At 53.7% G+C, this 18,703-nt stretch carries 19 protein-coding genes; 8 read left to right on the top strand and 11 right to left on the bottom strand.

Annotated features, from left to right (window positions below; all coding sequences use genetic code 11):
* Window positions 1-249: 249 nt before the first annotated feature.
* The 4 genes from ACYZUM_RS16775 to ACYZUM_RS16760 all read left to right on the top strand — a co-directional run bounded on the left by ACYZUM_RS16775 (window position 250) and on the right by ACYZUM_RS16760 (window position 2,894).
* Entirely contained in the window at window positions 250-744 is a 495-nt protein-coding gene (locus ACYZUM_RS16775) for a hypothetical protein (RefSeq protein WP_473060860.1), read from the top strand.
* Window positions 745-895: 151 nt separating this feature from the next.
* Entirely contained in the window at window positions 896-1,339 is a 444-nt protein-coding gene (locus tag ACYZUM_RS16770) for a hypothetical protein (protein WP_473060859.1), read from the top strand.
* Window positions 1,340-2,061: 722 nt separating this feature from the next.
* On the top strand, window positions 2,062-2,229 hold the full coding sequence (locus ACYZUM_RS16765; RefSeq protein ID WP_473060858.1) for a hypothetical protein: 168 nt from the start codon (window positions 2,062-2,064) through the stop codon (window positions 2,227-2,229).
* A 515-nt stretch (window positions 2,230-2,744) separates the two neighbouring features.
* On the top strand, window positions 2,745-2,894 hold the full coding sequence (locus tag ACYZUM_RS16760) for a type II toxin-antitoxin system Phd/YefM family antitoxin (RefSeq protein ID WP_473060857.1): 150 nt from the start codon (window positions 2,745-2,747) through the stop codon (window positions 2,892-2,894).
* A gap of 95 nt (window positions 2,895-2,989) precedes the next feature.
* Here the strand turns inward: ACYZUM_RS16760 and ACYZUM_RS16755 are convergent, their stop codons facing one another.
* The 10 genes from ACYZUM_RS16755 to ACYZUM_RS16710 form a co-directional block, all read right to left on the bottom strand.
* Window positions 2,990-3,592 (bottom strand): hypothetical protein, encoded by a 603-nt coding sequence (locus ACYZUM_RS16755; protein ID WP_473060856.1) that lies wholly within the window; start codon window positions 3,590-3,592, stop codon window positions 2,990-2,992.
* 502 nt (window positions 3,593-4,094) lie between these two features.
* Window positions 4,095-4,514, bottom strand: a complete 420-nt coding sequence (locus tag ACYZUM_RS16750) for a TetR family transcriptional regulator (RefSeq protein ID WP_473060855.1) — start codon at window positions 4,512-4,514, stop codon at window positions 4,095-4,097.
* Entirely contained in the window at window positions 4,507-6,318 is a 1,812-nt protein-coding gene (locus ACYZUM_RS16745; RefSeq protein ID WP_473060854.1) for a tyrosine-type recombinase/integrase, read from the bottom strand. Before ACYZUM_RS16745 ends, ACYZUM_RS16750 begins: the two co-directional genes overlap by 8 nt.
* 21 nt (window positions 6,319-6,339) lie before the next feature.
* Window positions 6,340-7,905 carry a hypothetical protein gene (locus ACYZUM_RS16740; protein WP_473060853.1) on the bottom strand — a complete coding sequence of 522 codons (1,566 nt, stop codon included), beginning with the start codon at window positions 7,903-7,905 and terminating at the stop codon, window positions 6,340-6,342.
* Window positions 7,883-9,043, bottom strand: a complete 1,161-nt coding sequence (locus ACYZUM_RS16735; protein ID WP_473060852.1) for a tyrosine-type recombinase/integrase — start codon at window positions 9,041-9,043, stop codon at window positions 7,883-7,885. The genes ACYZUM_RS16740 and ACYZUM_RS16735 overlap by 23 nt, the downstream gene beginning before the upstream one ends.
* A 798-nt stretch (window positions 9,044-9,841) precedes the next feature.
* A complete protein-coding gene (locus tag ACYZUM_RS16730; protein WP_108183392.1) occupies window positions 9,842-11,170 on the bottom strand; it encodes a deoxyguanosinetriphosphate triphosphohydrolase in 1,329 nt (442 codons plus the stop codon).
* A 76-nt stretch (window positions 11,171-11,246) separates the two neighbouring features.
* Entirely contained in the window at window positions 11,247-12,410 is a 1,164-nt protein-coding gene (locus ACYZUM_RS16725) for an EAL domain-containing protein (protein WP_108183391.1), read from the bottom strand.
* A 124-nt stretch (window positions 12,411-12,534) separates the two neighbouring features.
* Window positions 12,535-12,873 carry a hypothetical protein gene (locus ACYZUM_RS16720; RefSeq protein WP_108183390.1) on the bottom strand — a complete coding sequence of 113 codons (339 nt, stop codon included), beginning with the start codon at window positions 12,871-12,873 and terminating at the stop codon, window positions 12,535-12,537.
* Window positions 12,870-13,256, bottom strand: a complete 387-nt coding sequence (locus tag ACYZUM_RS16715) for a phage holin family protein (RefSeq protein ID WP_041069617.1) — start codon at window positions 13,254-13,256, stop codon at window positions 12,870-12,872. The genes ACYZUM_RS16720 and ACYZUM_RS16715 overlap by 4 nt, the downstream gene beginning before the upstream one ends.
* 2 nt (window positions 13,257-13,258) lie before the next feature.
* On the bottom strand, window positions 13,259-13,573 hold the full coding sequence (locus ACYZUM_RS16710) for an ElaB/YgaM/YqjD family protein (RefSeq protein ID WP_025113166.1): 315 nt from the start codon (window positions 13,571-13,573) through the stop codon (window positions 13,259-13,261).
* Between the two features lie 305 nt (window positions 13,574-13,878).
* Here ACYZUM_RS16710 and ACYZUM_RS16705 point away from each other — a divergent pair, with 305 nt between their 5' ends.
* Window positions 13,879-15,087, top strand: a complete 1,209-nt coding sequence (locus tag ACYZUM_RS16705; protein WP_108183389.1) for an ammonium transporter — start codon at window positions 13,879-13,881, stop codon at window positions 15,085-15,087.
* Here ACYZUM_RS16705 and ACYZUM_RS16700 read toward each other — a convergent pair.
* Window positions 15,084-16,796, bottom strand: a complete 1,713-nt coding sequence (locus ACYZUM_RS16700) for a cation:proton antiporter (RefSeq protein ID WP_108183388.1) — start codon at window positions 16,794-16,796, stop codon at window positions 15,084-15,086. The genes ACYZUM_RS16705 and ACYZUM_RS16700 overlap by 4 nt on opposite strands.
* A gap of 201 nt (window positions 16,797-16,997) precedes the next feature.
* Between ACYZUM_RS16700 and ACYZUM_RS16695 the strand changes: the two genes are divergently transcribed.
* The 3 genes from ACYZUM_RS16695 (at window position 16,998) to ACYZUM_RS16685 (ending at window position 18,672) form a co-directional block, all read left to right on the top strand.
* Window positions 16,998-17,234: a glutaredoxin family protein gene (locus tag ACYZUM_RS16695; protein WP_108183387.1), complete on the top strand. Its 237-nt coding sequence runs from the start codon at window positions 16,998-17,000 to the stop codon at window positions 17,232-17,234.
* Window positions 17,235-17,382: 148 nt separating this feature from the next.
* Complete coding sequence (locus tag ACYZUM_RS16690) at window positions 17,383-17,700, top strand: transcriptional regulator (RefSeq protein WP_003226726.1); 318 nt, start codon at window positions 17,383-17,385, stop codon at window positions 17,698-17,700.
* Between the two features lie 81 nt (window positions 17,701-17,781).
* Complete coding sequence (locus ACYZUM_RS16685) at window positions 17,782-18,672, top strand: pseudouridine synthase (protein WP_108183386.1); 891 nt, start codon at window positions 17,782-17,784, stop codon at window positions 18,670-18,672.
* Window positions 18,673-18,703: the final 31 nt, after the last annotated feature.

The raw sequence follows: 18,703 nt of genomic DNA, 5'->3' as shown, positions 1-18,703 counted from the left end.
ACATCCTGAATCACGCGTTCGCTCTCGTATCCGCGCGTACAGACATTAATCCTGAATGCGGGGAAGTGATCATCGAAGAGGTGAAAGAGAAGTTTAGTGGATTGAGGATTTACTACCGTGGAGGAGATAGCTTCGTGGAGGGCGTCCTGAATCTAGCGGAGGCAGCGTCAGTGAACATATGCGTGATATGTGGCAATCGCGCACCTAATAGAAGGATGCATTATCACCACCCACGATGCGAGATCCATTATGGCGACTGAACCGTTGAGGTTTGGGATGGTGAACCGGGACGGGCTCATCGATGATTTGAGGAGCTACTTCTATAAGGAAGACCATCTCGTTGAGCTAGACGACGTAAAAAAATACGTGTCCTCGCCCAGGCTGTTCGATCTCATTATTCGAGCGCTACCGGCAGAGGGGCTGGTGCATGTAGGAGATTCATTTCTAGGTAAAAGGACAATGCTTGCCGATTGGCCACAGCGCACATATGGAATCTCGTTGCACGGTTGGAAAAGCATCCAAGCAGAGGTTGAGCAGGTAGACGTCTTCCACATGAATGATTCTACCGTTTCGAAGGTGCAGGTATGGCCGTTTAATCCTGCAAGCCTCCCCGAAGACGCGGCCCGATTGGCAGTGGCTTTATCGTACACAGCAGCAGAGTTGTATGCCGAGCCGCGAATAGTTGGATCCCTAAACGATATCCTCAATGAACTAGGTTTCTGGGTTGATCCTGAGCGGTACTGATACTTCTCGATTGCGCAGAAGGACTCAATTAAATTAACGCAGTCGCTTTACAGACGTACCGCTTCTATGATTGGGCGGCGTGTAGCCACGCCTAATACTGTAAATAACATCCATTGAACTGTTCTTATCGATTGGAATGGAGGGTTAACTCGTGGGCATAATAATACTTGATGGCGTCGTAGAGGAAATTGGCTTTGGTTCATATTCCGAGGGAGAAAGAACGCTGTCTTTCATTAAAGTTGATGGCAAACGAATAAAAAATGTTGTTTGCGATGATTTCATGAGATCGTTTTTGAAAGTAGGGCGTACTGTAAAATTGTCGTTGGTTCCAGGAATACTGGGCGCGCATACCCTTTACGCTGCGAAACTCGAAGATGGCGAGGTGGTCATGCTTTCGTCAGTGAAACCTGTTTCGATGGTCATCGCGCTCAGTGTTGGGATTATGGTTCTTCTGAGCCCACTATTTATTGGCGTGTTGAAATGGACCCATTCCATCGGTCTCTCGATGATTATCTACGGACTGATTGGAGTTAGCTTGGCGTATTTCATCCTACGCAATCACTTCAAAGCACGGTTGGTTTTCGGTAAATCTTGAGCAGGCCGTCATGTTGAGTGTATTGATATAAGCGAAGTCTCAAAGGAATCAATGTGCCTGACAATTAGTACCTAAAGAGGAGAGCCCATCAAACTTCGAGATTCCAAAGTGGCGAGGCTCATTCCCGGCTCCGCCGAAGCTGACCACTCTTTAAGGATTTCAGTACTCGGCACAGTATCAAGGATACATTATTCGAACTCATTAGCTTCTTGCTAGCCGATTCCGGATGAGTAAAAGTCTTACGGGTCACTACAACTTGTTCTACTATCAGGCAGCCAGGTGATGTATCGGAGGCTGTAGAGCTTCCATTCACCACCACGGCGGTCCAAGGGGACAAGGCGTCGATTTTCCAAGGCGTTCTGACGCCGACCTTGATAGCTCAATCATCTGTCGTAAGGCTGCTCTTGCATCGACCAAGTCGGGAATCGAGGCTTCAAGCCAGCAACCCAGCAACCCAGCAACCCAGCAATCCCGCGAATCAGCATTCCTTTCCACCTGATGGCATTTTTTCCCAGGCTTCGTCTCGATTGTTCTCGGGTGTTTCCGCCAACAGGCTCTCAAGGGAAGGTTTCGTACGCCTCAACGGCGCTTCAGAGAGAACAATGCTCAATGGGCTTATGACTGGCTGTTGCCGCTGACCGAAAACTGACCCAGTAGAGGCTGTTGGGGGTGCGGTCAGTTTTCAATCAGCGCCAACATACAGCCCGAAAGATTGTTCGGTGATGAAGCTGCAAATTTGGCCGTTCGATCCGAAAAGCCTGGATGACTTTGCGATGACAGTAGCTGTGGCGCTCAGCTATACACCCGCGGAGCTTATGGCGGAGTCGAGGATATCGCTTGCGTTAGATGAGCTGGTCGGTGAGTGGGGATTCTTCACTGACGAGTTCTGAGTCCACCTAAACCGCTGAATTTCCTCTGTGACAGACGGCCCTGCGCATCGGCAAAGACGAGCCGGATACAGAGGGCTCCGTTGGGGGCGCACCGACTGCTTAAAGCTCTAACCCGACCGGTACCATTTTTTCCCAAGCGTCATCACGTTTGTTCGCAGGGGTTTCCGCTATCAGGCGCTCAAGTGAGAGTTTCGTACGCTTGAGGGGAGGTTCCGAAGAGACCTTAGCCAATGAGCCCGGCGACCGCTCGACCGCTGGGGCCTCGGGATCGAGCACTGGTGCTTTTCGTGTCATGTATTTCCCTCCAGGCTTTGCTGGTATGAGTTTAATGGTCTGGCCAAGGGTGAGGGCATCAGGGTGATGGATGGCTGTAGGCACCTGCTACGTGCAGCTGCACGGAATCCACATTTGCACCCGACCTGGCTTCTCGGTTCTCAGAAGTTGCTCGAAGAGAGCCTAGGCCGAGCTGAAAGCGAGACATGGTCTAAAAGCGATACCACAGAGGTGCAATAGCTATGCATACAATCATTAATTGCAGTCAGGCTCGAAGACGCCTCCGCAGATTGCTTGCGCTGGTCAAGCAAGGCCACACCATTGTCATAACCAGAAACGGTGTAGCGATGTGCAAGCTGAAACGTGTGGAGGCGGGAGAGGAGTCAGCTTGAAACCCCGTACTGCATAGACGTGAGCGAGCACGCTGCATTTCGGTTGTAGAGTTGCTTTTCGGGCGAGCCAGCATCGGCTAGATAATCCGGTCTCGCTACTGTGCTACGGCCGGTAGTTCTAGATATTCCATTGATACCAATGTGCCCTCGCAGATAAAGCGCATTTTCATCAGTAGGCGGCTCCATACCTCGCTGTCCCAGTCCGACGCTTTCAGCAGGTCGCAATAGTCGTATAGAGATTCTTCAAGCGCAGATAGAAACAAGGTGGCATCAACCACGAAATTCTCCGCGTCAAATAGTTGCGATGCATCTCTACGGATTCGCCATCCTCCAGTGGTTTCACCCTGGTGCATGATGCCGCACCTTACATGCTTGTAAAAATGCCTGCTGTGTTCTCGCAGACACGCGAAGCGCTCCACACGGTCGAAGAAGTGGCTGAAGGCGGGGCCGCTTAGTCCTGACTTAGCAGACCCGGTCCAGAAAGATTGCAGCGCCTCAACCATGAGGCACCCACACGCCATCATCGCAAAGCCGTGCTTATGCTCCTTTGACTCGAAGGGCTTGAGATAGCGCTCCTGAAATCTTTGGTAGACGAAATCAGCAATGCTTACCTTGTCCTTTGCGCGTTTGAAAGTTCGGTAGTCAGCGACGGTGACTGTGCTCGAAAGAAAAACATGCGATGGGGCGAGTTTATCCATGTTGAAGGTGTCCGTGAGAGCATTGATGACTGTAGGGACTATGTCGGCCGAGAGCCGGGATACTAAAGAACGTGTCGAAGCTGACGAGCAACCATATCCACGAAAAATGCTCGCTTGCTCAGTCAGTTTTGCACCGATCGCGGTCAGTCAAACGCTTGAGGAACAGACGTTGGCAAGCATTGGTCCTGATACACGAGTGTGTGTTTGGGCCGAAAACTCAAGAAGTCTGTGCACGAGGTGTTGAGGGTTAACAAATGGCGAGCAATATTCTGCATTATTTGACGATGTAGGAACGTTGCTGGACGACCCTCATCCGTATTGAGCCATAGCGGCAAACAAGCTCGCGCGCGTCCTAGTCGGTGACTTAGCGGTAAATTCGGAGAGGTGGCGCGTAATCGATGCGCTAAAGCGCTCTACTCTGTGAGGATTCAGAGGCACTGAAATTGATTTTCAGGAGGACCGGCGCCAGATGGGCGAGGCCGAATCTCAATACTTAAATAATTCATTTAGATGGAAAGGGCTTAACGTTATCACTTTGAACGATCGCAGTAAGCTCGCTATTTTTTAGCATCAAGGTGGCGTTATGTGACGCGAGCAAAGCGATTTCCTTTTTGAGCAATGCGATCTCGTCCCTATGGTCCTTGTTGATGCTCCTGAAATCCTTGAGTTTTTTTGCGATGCTGTTTCTTTGCTCTCGCATATCCACGCCCAGTTTTCGGCGTATTAGATCCGCCATATCAGGATGGTGGTTGTGGATGACGGCTGGGGATATTCCAGTTTCTTCAGCAACGGCAATAATGCTGAGCTTGCGCCCTTTCTCGACTACCCTCGTTCGTCCTTTTTCAATGCGAAGTATCGCCAGTCTAATTTCTTCACGTCTCCTATCCTTTCTCGTTGGGCTCGGGCTGGGGGGATTACTCATAAGCTCTGTACTCCGGATCAAGTTGTGCAATAACGCTTCTACTGCGCTCCAAATCTCTCTGCGCTCTTGCTCTGCCCGATTCACCGATGTCTACGAGATCGATCAGTTCAAGCTGTTGAGCCTCTATTTCGCGCCATGCCGGTAGGTGGGTGTCATCTGCAAGAAAATTCACACAGCCGCCATCCTTTGCGCATCGAGTCTTCTCGATCCCTTCGCCACCTATACAGTTACCTTTGTCGTTAGTGCACCAACCAACAGAAGTAGCGCGAATATAGATATTCGTGGCGATCGACTTGACCATCTGCGCCCGATTTTTATAGGTTTTAATGCTCGCCCGGTATTTTTCAACTTCCGCGGCTAACCCACCAGTTAACGGTGTCGTTTCAAGAAGAAAATGTTCAACCTGCGATTGCTTTTGCTCGCTAAAAGCAAACGCTACGTCTTCGAGAAGACTGGCGTCATGGTCACCATGTTGTGTATAGGAAATTAGCATGTCGAGAGTCGCATGACCAAAATGCTCTTTCGCATAACGGTAGTCGCCATGTCCGCTGCTTACTATGTAGTGAGCGAGAGTGGGTCTGAATTGATGAGAAGCTAAGTTCCAAGTAATCTTTAAGGAATGCGAAAAATCCTTCAAGCGACTATTTACCGCAGCATTGGTAAAGGTTTGAACGCCACCATCATTACCTAGGCCAAGAAATATCGAGTCTTTATGGCGTCGAGCGGAAATGAGTAAGTATTCATCTAGCCCGCTTTCTTCTAGTTCTTGTATGTTAGCGGCTAGCCTATCTCTTAAAACTTGGGTGATTTTAGAGGCAATTTCAGTTGCACGATGAGTGATTTTGTTAACGATCCATACCCTTTGAATTCCTTCAGCTTCCCCACGAATCCAGCATATTTTTTCTCCATCTTCAACGGTATGAAAATTACAGTTGGTTTTCAGAGAAAGTAGTTCGTTGGAGCGAATGCCTGATGTTGCTAGTATAATTAACATGCAAGCAGTAAGGGTTGTCGAAATGGCGGTTCTTAAGTCTCGCAGGTTGCCAGAGAACCCTTCTGCATTCAGATGCGCTAATGAATTTGGTACCGCTACGCGACGCGTTTTCACTTTTAGATTGCTATGATGATACGCGCTGAGTTGCAGCAGATAATCGGCTGATTCAAGGAGGTCTACTGATGTCTTGAGAAGGCTAGCAAGAATTTCATCAGGAAGACGTGCAGTTTTTACGTACGCATTCACTACTGACGCGCCTCCAGCGATTATAAACGCAGAGGATTTTGGCCATGGCTTCGGTAGAGCGTCTGCTAATCCATTAGTATGCTCATGCAGAAGCTCAACAGCCATTAATCTGGTTTTGATGGCGCCGGGTGATAATGGCTTTCCCGTGGCACTAGGAAGATTCTTAATAGAATGGACGTAATTCAGGAATAATAGTGCGCTGACCTTGTTTAGCGATTCAGTGAAATTCTCAATAAAACGGAGGAAGGGCAGCATGTTGTTGTAGCTTGAAATTATGGATTTGCCACGGCGTGGTTTTCCTTGGTAGTTACGAATAAAACTAAGGATAGCTACTTTTACGGAGTGAACAAATTTTAAGGGTGTTTTAGAGAAATCAAGCAGCTTCGAGAAGGCATGCGTTCCGACTGGAAATAAATCGTCAGGCAACTCCCAAACCATATCCCTAAAAAGACTCAAAGGCTTGTGAACGCCGTCCCTGGACATATAGAAGGTCGCTACTAACGAAGCGAATTCGTTGTCTTTGATTGATGTCTGAAGTTCTCTAGCTAGATATGTTCTCAGCACGAGTCATTACTCTCCTTTAGATTATTTCCAAGCCGGATGTGGGGTGTTGCGAGATTTTCTCGTAGCAACATCTACGAGCTTTTTGTCGAACTTAGGAAGGATTTCATTGACGATGGTTCTCAAAATAGCACTATAGGTTTTTTTCCAAGTTCGGGAGCCCAGCTTTGCTCGCTGACGAAGGCAGTAGAAGTAGAAACTGATCAACCTATAGAGGTCGTCAGCAGTGACCACGAAATTAGAGCAGCTAAAGCAGCCAAAAACCTGCACGCACAAACTACCATCCTTCGGCGCGCGGTCGCCGTTTTTGAGATCAGTACAGCTTGCAATGATTGTGGGCTCGGTTTTGTATTCAAGAAGTTCTTTAATCCTCACTTCAACCATAACATGGTGCTTTTTTTTGGAGCCCGCAGGAGCCTGTAGATAATGATCGTTGCTTACTTTAACGCTGTGGTGCGCTAGCGCTGCGGTAGAATAAGGGTCATAGTTGTTCAGCTTGTAAACGTTGTTAATCCAGGTTTTGCGCAGTCTTTCAAAATTTACAACGAGTGGTTTTCCGTCGGTTGATTTAAGCGCATAGCGTCGAGCAATTTTTTTTGTCGCTACATCAATGGCAGTCTTCGCTAATGCTTTGCCTCTGACCCCTGCCTTAGTCTTGTCAGGGGCGACAAATATACGAGAAGGATAGTTGCTTGATTCGCGAACTGCACTATTTCGCAAAGTGATAGTATTGATTACCTTTTCGATAAATGGCGTTGTTTCTACGAAATCTGTCCTACCTTCCTTCGATTCAGGAATTAGCGGAATAGGCTCGTTTTTATTACCTCGGCGCTTATAAAGATTGAGAATGCGCTTTTGAGGATGAAAGGGATGTGCTGTTATAGCTGTAATATCAATCTCTAGCAGTGGCTGCAAATTGGCTCCAGTTTTGTCTGCAAGGGTCATGAGGCAATAGGTGAGTTGCTCACATGTTAGTGGGTTATTTCCTCTAAGAATGTTGCGTACTTCGCTAGATAGCGCATTCTGCAACTGAATATGTTCTCCAGGGGTATAAGATGTCGCACGTGGTGGTTCGCTTGGGTCTTTTTTTGCGAAATATTTGTTGGAGAACCAAGAAGGGCTAATGCTAAATTCACGCTCTATCAGTACCGCTTTGACGCGCGTAAAAATATGGCGTTGCGTGGTTATAGGTTTCATCTCCAAAAATTCTGTGAAACTTTGTATGAAATCCTTAGTAATATCATTGCAGTTCAAGCTGGAATAATGTTCAGTTTTTATTAAGTATTCGCAACAGCCAAATAGATGATTAAGTCCACCAATGCAGTACGTTGCAAGGGTAGTATACGATCGGCTCTGCTGATCAGTAGCTATTGCTGAACTGAGAAGTCGTTGTATGGAGCTAAAGCTTGTAAGAACTATATCGTCGAATCCCTTGCCCAAGAATTTTTTTGAATCGAATGTCCGTTGACCCGTACTATTTTCCGGAAATTCAATACATGGCGCTCTGTCGGTAGTCGCTGACTCGATTTTGAGTTCAATATCAGCATCGGCTTCCGATAGATTCGACTTAAAATTCTTGCGATGCCTCATTTGCCACCTCTGCGTAATACTCAGCCATATTGTTTTGCATGGTATCTAAGACGCTATCGTCAACTAGCTCTATAAAATGAAGGTATATTTCGGTCGTCTTGATGCTCGAATGCCCCAGTCTGTCTCTTACGTAGATGAGTGGTTCCATCGGAAGATTCATTTTCTTCAAAACGAACAGTGTATGAGTAGCGTATGTATGCCGCAGAATATGCGGGTTTAATTTAAAGGGGAGAGCCAGTTCTTTGTAAAGGGTATTCAGGCCGCGGCCACCATTCGAAAAGCGTTTTCCATGCTCAGTTAAGAACAGTAGTTTTTTATCTTCTTTATCGTTGCACAGGGAAGCCCTTGTTTGGCGATCATATTTGGTATAGCTCCATAAATCGTTCATCAGCGAGGCGGGAATATCTATTTGTCGAATTTTATTGTTTTTGGTCTTCATCTCGTCCGGATTTAGTTTGATGCGGTAGTTCATTTTCGAAGCTGGATATTCCTTCGGGTCTACAATGTATTTTGTTGGGAACGTCAATAATTCTTGCTTTCTTAGGCCGCATGCTAGGCCTAAGCGTGTTATGAGTTTTAACTCAAGGTTCGCAATGGCCTCCATGGTGATGGCGATTTGAGTCCTACTGAGTATGCTGATAGTAGTGATACTCGCCTTGCGGCCATTTGAGACTCCTCTATTACCTCCAGTAGTATCCTTCTTTACAAGTCCTGGCTTATTATCTTTCAAGAGTTCTTTCTTGCCCTGCCAAGGCAAATTCTGGATCCAACATTCTTCAAGTGCATATTCATAAAAACGATATATGATTCGCAGGCGATCATTTACTGTGCTTGGCTCCAATCCACACTCAGCCATACTCCAATTACGGTACTTATCTATAGTGGTGTGCTTGGACGTTCTGGTGGTGACTTTCCAGTCGTACCCGTTAGCCTCGCAAAAGCCAAAGAAATCATAAAGACCTCTGCCGTATTGGTCCCATGTTGCAAGATTGTTAGCTCTACCTTCTACAGTGCATACGTAAATAAGAAAATTTAATACGTGCCATTGAATATTCATAAATGCATCAAGCAAGATTGGAAATCCAGGATAGGCGATATCTGAAATTTTAAAGTCGCTTGTGCTGAATGTAAGTCTCACTGGGGGCACCTGATATGTTTTTTAAAGAGTGAGGCAGATTCTATTTTTGAAGTGGGTTAAAGATTTAATCGCACTTCAATTCATTTGGTGGCTAAAAGTTAGTTCGGCTTGATGTTGGTGTCAAACATTTTTTTTGAGCTAGGTGGTGCAGGTTTTGTTACTTTGAAAGTTTTGTACTGTTGTTCGCTGTTTAAAACGATCTCACACTTTTTATTGATAGCCTTGTGCGTCCGAGGTTTCATTGTTGGATTCTGTAATGTTGACCTCCAATTCGAACCATACTTAATTAGTTATTATATTCTTTTTGGTAAGTAATTTTTTTTGTCTCGCGTTGGTAAAGCCTGCTTATGCCATTAGGATTTTGGGTTTTTTGAGGGCGCGAGCCATTCCCCCCCTCCGAATGGACTGATTTTTTATTTGGTGAGAGGGGAAAGAGTCAAGGAATAGGGGGGGAGGGGATAGGATAGGAAAAGTAACAGTTGTTACTCTACCTTTCAGATAAATGAGCGGCCGCATGAACTCCCACGGCTCTAGCAGCAATATAGGATAAGTCCTACACACTAAAGGGAAAGCGACTACGATCAAACTCAGTGTCGCGTAAGGAAGTGTTTAGGTTATTTGTTTATCTGAATGTTGTAAGTTGCTTGTAGAGTATTGAACAGGCAGGATTTGTCCGGGTTTTTTGAGTGTTAAACAAATGACCTGTGGAAGTCACAAGTATCGCGCACCGTAGCGCCGGTTCAATGGACCACGCGCTCAACCGGGCAGTCATGGCGACCCGGTGAGCGCGGTGTTCTGTCAGTGGCTGGAGCGTCCGGTCATCTCCAGCGCCATGTCGCTGGCGTAGCTGTCGGTCATCCCGGCGATGAAGTCGATCATGCGCAGAAACGAGGTGTGCAACGGGCCATGGGGATCCGGCGCATTGTTGCCCAGCAGATCGAGGATGCGTCGGCTTTTGAACGACGGCGTGCGTCCGCCATGTTGCTCCAGCGCGGCGCCGCAGAACGCGTTGAGGAGAATTTCCAGGGTGGTGTAGGCGCCGATTTCATGCAGCGTCTTTCGCTTGTCCTGAAAAATCTTCTTGCGCGCAATGTCCTTGGCGTTCAGCACGCAGCGTTTGGCCGGGCCGTGCATGTGTTCCACCAGGTCGCCGTGCAGAGTGCCTGCCAGCAATGCGTCCTGTTGTTCGACGAACGCCCTGGCGGCGGCGTTGGTCAAGTGCTCAATGGCCTTGCCGCGCAGGATCGCCAGTTTGCGTCGACGCGAATCCTGCGGGCCGAGCTGGCGATAGGTTTCCGGCAGATCGTCTCCCACCAGGCCGAGCAGCAGCGATTCAACCTCCGCGTACTCCAGCAGTTCCATTTCCAGGCCGTCTTCGAGGTCGATCAGCGCATAGCAAATGTCGTCAGCCGCTTCCATCAGGTATACCAGCGGGTGCCGCGCCCAGCGTTGGTCTTCCAGTTGTGGCAGGCCGAGCTTGTGGGCGATCTGCTCCAGCAGTGGCAGTTCGCTCTGATAACAGCCGAACTTGTGCTTCTTGTAGCCCAGCGAGTCGGCGTGACGTGCGGTCCACGGATACTTCAGATACGTGCCGAGGGTGGCGTAAGTGAGGCGGGTGCCACCGTCGAACTGGTGATACTCAAGCTGAGTCAGCACCCGAAAGCCCTGCGCATTGCCTTCGAAATTGAGGAAGTCACCGCGCTCGGCTTCGCTCATGCCGTCGAGCCAGCCGCGCCCGGCGGCTTGCTGGAACCAGTGACGAATGGCGTCTTCACCGGAGTGGCCGAACGGCGGGTTGCCGATGTCATGGGCCAGGCAGGCCGATTGCACGACCATGCCCAGATCGCTCGGGTCGCACCAGTCGGGCAGGGCGCCGCGCAAGGTTTCGCCGACGCGCATGCCCAGCGAGCGGCCGACGCAGCTGACTTCCAGCGAGTGGGTCAGACGGGTGTGGATATGGTCGTTACTCGATACCGGATGCACCTGGGTCTTGCGCCCCAGACGGCGGAAGGCGCCGGAGAAGATGATGCGGTCGTGGTCTTTGTGGAACGGGCTGCGGCCCAGCTCTTGCGGGCTGTGCAGCGGTTTTCCAAGGCGTTCGCGGTTGAGCAGGGTCTGCCAATCCAAGGCTGGTTCTCTCCGTCGGTGACTGGGATGACTGTTGCCCTAGCTTCCCGGTTCAGGCTCGCACCTGCAAGCGGAACTACAGGCCCGCAGCATCAATATCGATCAGCAGCAGGCGCTCGCCGTTATCGAAGAACTGTCCGGCGGTCAGGCAATACTGGTTGCTCGTGGCGTCGCGGTAGGTGCTGGACAGCGTCAGGCGACGTTCCTCCCAGCCTTCGGCGAGCAAATGATAGAAGTACGGACGCCATGACCAGTTGTGGCCCAGGTAGCGGTTATCGGCGACCCAGCCGTTGTTGCGCCATTCAAGGTTAGGCGTGAGTTGGGTGCCATGCCGGTCACATTGGTAGAACCGCAGCAACCACGGAAAGGCTTCGAGTTGCGGCAGCGCACTGAGCGGTGCGTGGGCCTGAGCCCAGGCCTGGAGAATCGCCATCAGTTCGCTGAGCTGGTGACGCATTTGCATCAGGCGCCCGCGTTCGGCCAGTTTCTGCCGCACGTAACGCTGGCGCAATTCAGCGAAGCGCTGCACGAAGGCATCCGTTGGATAGAACGCCTCCTGCGCCCGGGCAAACAGGAAGCCCTGAACGTAGCGCGAACCGCATTCCAGAGCGAAATTGAGCTGGGCCTCGGTTTCCACACCTTCGGCAATGATCCAGCAGCCGGTCTTCTCGGCCATTTGCGCCAGTGCTTTGACCACGTCACTGCTCGGCCCGCCGAGTGCGGCAGCCTGGAACAGGCGCATGTCGAGTTTGAGGATGTCCGGCTGCAAGGCCAGCACCCGATCGAGCTGCGAATAACCGGCGCCGAAATCATCAATCGCAATCCGCGCTCCCGCGTCGCGATAACGCGCCACCACTTCGGCCAGACGCTGACTGTTGCCGCCCAGCTCAGTGATCTCGAACACGATGCGTTGCGGGTCGACGTCGTGTCGCACCATTTGCTTGAGGCTGGGCAACGGCTGATCGGCGCGCAGGCGACTGATCCAGCGCGGCGACATGTTCAGGCTGAGAAACCACTCGGCGGGGGCTTCATGCAGTCGGCTCAGGGCGTTGTCGCGGATCTGTCGGTCGAGGCGGCGCAGGGCGATGGCGGGTGTGCGCGGGTCGGCGAACAACGGCCCGACCGAGGCCAGTTGGCCATCGGACTGGCGCAGGCGACCCAATGCTTCGACGCCTGCAATACGCCCGGTGGCGGTATCGATGAAAGGTTGAAAGCAGGCGAGCGGTTGCCCGTCGATCACGGGGCCTCCTTAGTCGTTCTTGTTCTGGGTGAACCCCGCCGACCGGGTAGGCGCGCGGGATTGAACCTCCGGGTAAAGAGGTTCATCCCGCAGATATTGCAAGAATGCAGCCAGATGCGCCGGCTCAGCGTTTGCCCGAGCTCTGCATCACCAGTCTGATCAGCGGCCCGAGGCTGGTGCCCAGCCGTATCAGCCGGGTCAGCCCGCCGACACCGCCGTTTTTTGCGCCTTTGCCGGTGATGAAGCCCAGCAGGGTGACGGCGGCCACGCCCCAAAGCGGCGCGTGCTTGATGCCGAAGCCGCCTTGCAGGTTTTGCGTCATCCCGCGCATGCGCTGCAAGGGTTGCAGCACTTGCCCGGCTTCATGGCGGATTTCCTGCCGGTGCATTTCCATACGCAGGCGGATCAGTGCCTTGCGCATTTCCCGGCGCGAGCTGTTGTGTGGCAGTTCAGGCAAGCTCATGGCAGCAGGCGCTCCCGATCGTTGGCCAACTCTTCCAGCGTGCCGTGGAAGGGCGAGGATTCATCAAAGACGGCTGCTTTGAGGCGTAGCCCACAGAAAGCGGCGGCCAAGGTGTAGAACACGCACAGGCCGATGATTGCCGCCAGGCGATAAGTGTCCCAGAACACGATCAGCACCAGCGTCGACAGACCGACCAGCAACAGCAGGGCAAACACCAGCGCCAGGCCTGCGAACAGCAACAGGCTGACGGTGCGTGCTTTCTGCTCCTGCAATTCGATGCCGAACAGTTCGACATGGCTGTGCAGCAAGCCGAGAACAGCGGCGCCCAGACGCCGCGTGGAGGATGAAGTGCCCGACCCCAGGCCGGATTCGCCGATCGACATGATCAGCGCCGAGTGGCCAGCAGGCCAATCAGAAAGCCCACCCCGGCAGCGATGCCCACCGACTGCCAGGGATTGGCCGACACGTAGTCTTCGGTCGCGGTGACGGCCGCCTGACCGCGATCGCGCAGGGTGTCTTCGGTCAGCTTCAGGGTTTCACGGGCGCGCAACAGGCTGTCGTGGATCTGCTCACGCAGCTCATCGGCCTGATCGCCCGCCAGCGTCGCGGTGTGTTCGAGCAACCGCTCGGTGTCGGCGACCAGAGTCTGGAAGTCGTTCATCAGGATTTCTTGAGCGGTCTTTGCCTTGATGCTGGCCATGGGTGGATCTCCGTAAGTGACGTCTGAAGCGTTCGAGTATGAGCCTTGCGCGAAGGTTCAGTACAAATGACTGGTACAGCTTTTGCTATGTCCTGGTGCGTTGTGCCGCGCTCGTGCGCTGTTGGCGGGCGTACATGCAGCAAAACCTTAACTCAAATAATCCTGGTTCGTGTCAGGACATCGACCTTGTGCGCCAAAGCGGTTCACTGCAGCGTCACTGCGGTGCCTGGCCGGGCACAACTTGGTGCATGAATTGTCCGCGCGAACCGCTTTGGTGCCTTTTTAGCCTTCAGGTCTGCCTCTTTATGGAAAATCTGCAAAGCGCTGTGGACACGCTGGTCCACAGTTCCAACACGTTGTTCATTCTGATCGGTGCGGTGATGGTGCTGGCGATGCACGCCGGTTTCGCCTTCCTTGAAGTCGGCACGGTGCGCCAGAAAAATCAGGTCAACGCGCTGTCGAAAATTCTCAGCGACTTTGCCGTTTCGACGCTGGCCTATTTCTTTATAGGCTATTGGATCTCCTATGGGGTGACCTTCATGCAGCCGGCGGCGGTGCTGAGTGCGGATCACGGTTATGGTCTGGTGAAGTTTTTCTTCCTGCTGACCTTTGCCGCGGCGATTCCGGCGATCATCTCCGGCGGGATTGCCGAGCGTGCGCGATTCGTTCCGCAGTTGTGTGCGACAGCGCTGATCGTGGCGTTCATCTACCCGTTTTTCGAGGGCATGATCTGGAACGGCAACTACGGTCTGCAAGCCTGGCTGACGGCACGCTTTGGCGCGGCGTTCCATGATTTCGCCGGTTCCGTGGTGGTGCACGCCATGGGCGGCTGGCTGGCACTGGCAGCGGTTTTGCTGCTCGGTCCGCGCAACGGGCGTTATCGCGAAGGGCGCCTGGTGGCGTTCGCGCCATCGAGCATTCCGTTTCTGGCGCTCGGTTCGTGGATTCTCATCGTCGGCTGGTTCGGCTTCAACGTGATGAGCGCGCAGACCTTGCAGGGCGTCAGCGGTCTGGTGGCGGTCAACTCGTTGATGGCCATGGTCGGCGGCACCGTGGCGGCACTGATCGCCGGGCGCAATGACCCAGGCTTCCTGCACAACGGCCCGCTGGCCGGGCTGGTAGCCGTCTGCGCCGGTTCCGACCTGATGCATCCGGTAGGCGCGCTGATAACTGGCGCACTGGCCGGTGCCTTGTTCGTCTGGTGTTTTACCGCCGCGCAAGTCAAATGGCGCATCGACGACGTCCTCGGCGTATGGCCGTTGCACGGTCTGTGCGGCGTGTGGGGCGGGATCGCCTGCGGCATCTTCGGCCAGACTGCGCTGGGGGGGCTTGGCGGGGTCAGCCTGATCAGTCAGTTGATCGGCAGCGCGCTGGGTGTGCTGGTCGCACTGATCGGCGGATTCGCCGTCTACGGCGTGATCAAGGCCTTGCACGGCCTGCGCCTGAGTCAGGAACAAGAGTATTACGGCGCCGACCTGTCGCTGCACAAGATCGGCGCGGTGAGCCAGGACTAGGCTTCCTCGTCTTCCGCGCCGGGATAGAAGCCGTGCAGCAGACGATAGCGATCAATGCGCACCTGATCGATTTGCTCCTGCACCTTGTGCGCTGGCAGGCCAAGCATGACCAAGGCGTGGGAGGCGAGCATCAGGCTCGATTCCAATAGCTCCGGCACCACTTCGCTGGCGCCGGCGGCTTTGAGTTCAGCCCATTGGCTGTCGTCGCGGGTACGCACCAGAATCGGTATCCGCGCATTGAGCCGGCGCGCTTCCTTGAGAATCCGCAGGCTGACATCGCTCTGATCCACGGCGATCACCAGCAGCCGGGCGCGCAACAGTCCGACGGCGGTCAGCAGGTCGCCGCGCGCAGAATCGCCGTAATGCACCTTGCTTTCGCCGGCTGCGGCTTCCTGCACACGTACCGGATCGTTATCCAGCGCGATATAAGGCTGATTGGCATTGCGCATGAAGCGGCCGATGGATTGACCGACACGGCCGTAACCGCAGATCACCACATGTTGATCCAGCCCGGCATTGAGGGCGCTGATTTCCTCGATTTGCGCCTCCTGGTTCGGCTTGCGGTGCAGGCGCGCGGCCATTTGCGGCGCGGCGCGCAATAGCAGAGGCGTCAGCAGCATCGAGCAGAAGGTTGCCGCCAGCAGCAGGGCGCCCAGCTCCGCAGGCAGCATCTGGTTTTGCTGCATTTGCGCCATTAACGCGAAGCAGAATTCCCCACCCTGCGCCAGGGCCAGGCCGCTGCGCCAGGCGGTTTCGTGATCACTGCCGCGCCATTTCACCAAGAGCGCGACGACCGTGCCCTTGATCAGCATCAGGCCGAGGGTCAGGCCGAGAATCAACACACTGTGGCTGACAAACAGTTGCAGGTCGATCAGCATGCCGATGCTGACGAAAAACACCCCGAGCAGAATGTCGCGAAACGGCCGGATGTCAGCTTCGATCTGATGGCGATAGTGGCTTTCGCCGAGCAGCATCCCGGCCAGAAATGCGCCAAGGGCAGGGGACAGGCCGAGCAGGTGCGTCAGCCAAGCGGTCAACAGCACAATCACCAGCGCCAGCAGCACGAACAATTCCGCCGAGCGCGAGGCCGCTACTTCATGAAACAGCCGTGGCAGCAACCAGCGGCTGGCCAGCAACAGACCGAAAAACAGCACCACGGTCTTCACCAATGTCAGCGGCAAGGCCCAGTACCAGGCTTGCGCGCTGCTTCCGGCGAACACTGGCACCAGAGTCAGCAACAACACCGCCACCACGTCCTGAAACAACAAGACCCCGACCGCGTTCTGCCCGTGACTGCTGAACACTTCGCCCAGGCTACCCAACTCCTTGGTGACAATCGCCGTCGACGACAGCGACAGCCCGGCGCCGAGCAACAGGGCCGGCGCCAGCGGCATGCCCAACAGGAGCAGAACCAGCCCGAGCAATCCAGTGCTGAGCAATACCTGCTGGCTGCCCAGGCGGAACACCACCTGACGCAGCGCGATCATCTTCGACAGGGAAAACTCCAGGCCCAGCGAGAACAGCAGAAACACCACCCCCAGTTCGGCCACATCCGGGAGATGTTCGCTCTCGTTCACCCAGTTGAAAGCGGTCGGCCCCACCATCAGGCCCACGCAAAGATAGCCCAGCACCGGCGGCAAGCGCAGGCGGCGGAACAGGGCAATCATCACCAGGGAGGAGGCGAGGATGATCAACAGGTTGGCAAACACAAGACACTCCGATGTCAGGCTCAGGCTTCTCAAGCGTAGAGGCAAAAAGCGCGGAAGCATCGCCTGATTGGCTTTTCCGTGGACTGATTTGCATCAGGGTTTTGCATGTTTGCTGCGGTGCGCCGGCCATCTGGCTGCGCCGGCTCGACGGGTTTTCGAGGCGGGCCTAGAATAAACGCTCATTTTTTCGGTTGAGCGATCATGCTTCCTGAATGTCAGTTGTTCGGCACCTTGGGATGCCATCTGTGCGAGGTGGCAGAAGCCGAGTTGATGCCGTTTGTCGAGCACGGTCTGCTGGTGGAACTGGTGGATATTGCAGAGGATGAATCCTGGTATGAGGCGTACAGCCTGCGGATCCCTGTATTGCGCCGAGTGGATACTGGTGCAGAACTGAATTGGCCGTTCAGTGCCGATCAGGTGGTGGCATTCCTGCGCTGAGCGATTTGTCATCCGCTGGTCGCGAGCGACCTTCCTCCCGTTGGCACTCTGCGGGTTATTCGTTTACTGTATGCGCATACAGTAATTGGGTTGGCCTGCTGCTTGTGAAGTCTTGAGCAGGTGAATCCGGCAGTCAGAGGGACGAACCGTGGTCAATGTCGAACAGTTGAAGAACAGCGTGAACCGGATGTCGGTTGACGTGGTGCGCGAGGCGGTCCTCGAGTTGCGCCTGGACGGGCTGGTCACGGAGGGCAAGACGCCGTTCAACAAACTGCACTTCAACACCTGCTTTGCCGAGATCGAAGCGCTGTTCCAGCGTGCCGGTTATCACAAGCAACTGGATGTGGTCGGTTATCAGGGGTTGTTGTACGCCTTGTATGACCCGGGACGCTGGGAGGCGGTCGATGTGTTGCGCTGGCTCAAGGAGTTCACCGAAGCGGCGGCACTCAAGTCGATTCCGGCCTGAGGCGGGCCGCAGATTGCGCACTAGGTTCGTTTCGCTCAGTGTTGGATAATGCCGGCCTGCATTGAGGGTTCGAATTTCCGTATGTCCACACCAACGTTTTCTGCTGCGCAGAATCAGGCCAGCACCCTTTACCTTCCTCCGGGGGCCTGGGCGACCGTCCTTGACTGCCTGTGTGAGCATTTCAGCGCGATCAGTCGCGAGCAATGGTTGGACCGGATCGTCCGGGGGCGGGTGCTGGACGGTCAGGGTCAGCCGATTGCGCTGGATCTGCCGTACAAGGAAGGGCTTCGCATTCATTACTTCCGTGAAGTGCCGGATGAAAAGCCGATTCCAGTGGTCGAGTCGATCCTGTATGCGGATGAACATCTGGTGGTAGCGGACAAACCGCATTTTCTGCCGGTGACACCGGCCGGTGAGTATGTCGAGCAGACGTTGCTGCGCCGCCTGATCCGCCGCCTGGACAACCCCCATCTGGTGCCATTGCACCGCATCGACCGGCACACTGCCGGGCTGGTGATCTTCTCGGCCAACCCACAAACCCGCTCGGCTTATCAGTCGCTGTTTCCGACCCGGCAGATCGATAAACGCTATGAGGCGATTGCCCGTGCGCTGCCGGAGCTGGAGTTTCCCCTGGTGCACAAAAGTCGCTTGATAGACGGCGAACCGTTCTTCCGCATGCAGGAAGGCCCGGGTCTGGCGAACACTGAAACGGCGGTGGAGGTCCGGGAAAAGAACGGTGATCTGTGGCGCTACGGTCTGTATCCGGTGACCGGCAAGAAGCATCAGTTGCGGGTGCACATGACTGCGCTGGGCGCAAGTATCTGCAACGATCCGTTTTATCCGCAAGTGTTGAAAGACGTTGAGGATGACTACGCCAATCCGCTCAAACTGCTGGCGCAAGGGCTGCGGTTTGTCGACCCTGTCACCGGTGAGACGCGCGAGTTCGAGAGCCAGATCACCCTGCAGTGGTGACACCATTTACTTTTACGTACCCATGAAAAAG

This window comes from Pseudomonas sp. m6p, assembly GCF_055760375.1.
Note: the sequence above shows the minus strand (reverse complement) of the source record. Positions and strands in the feature narration are given on the sequence as shown.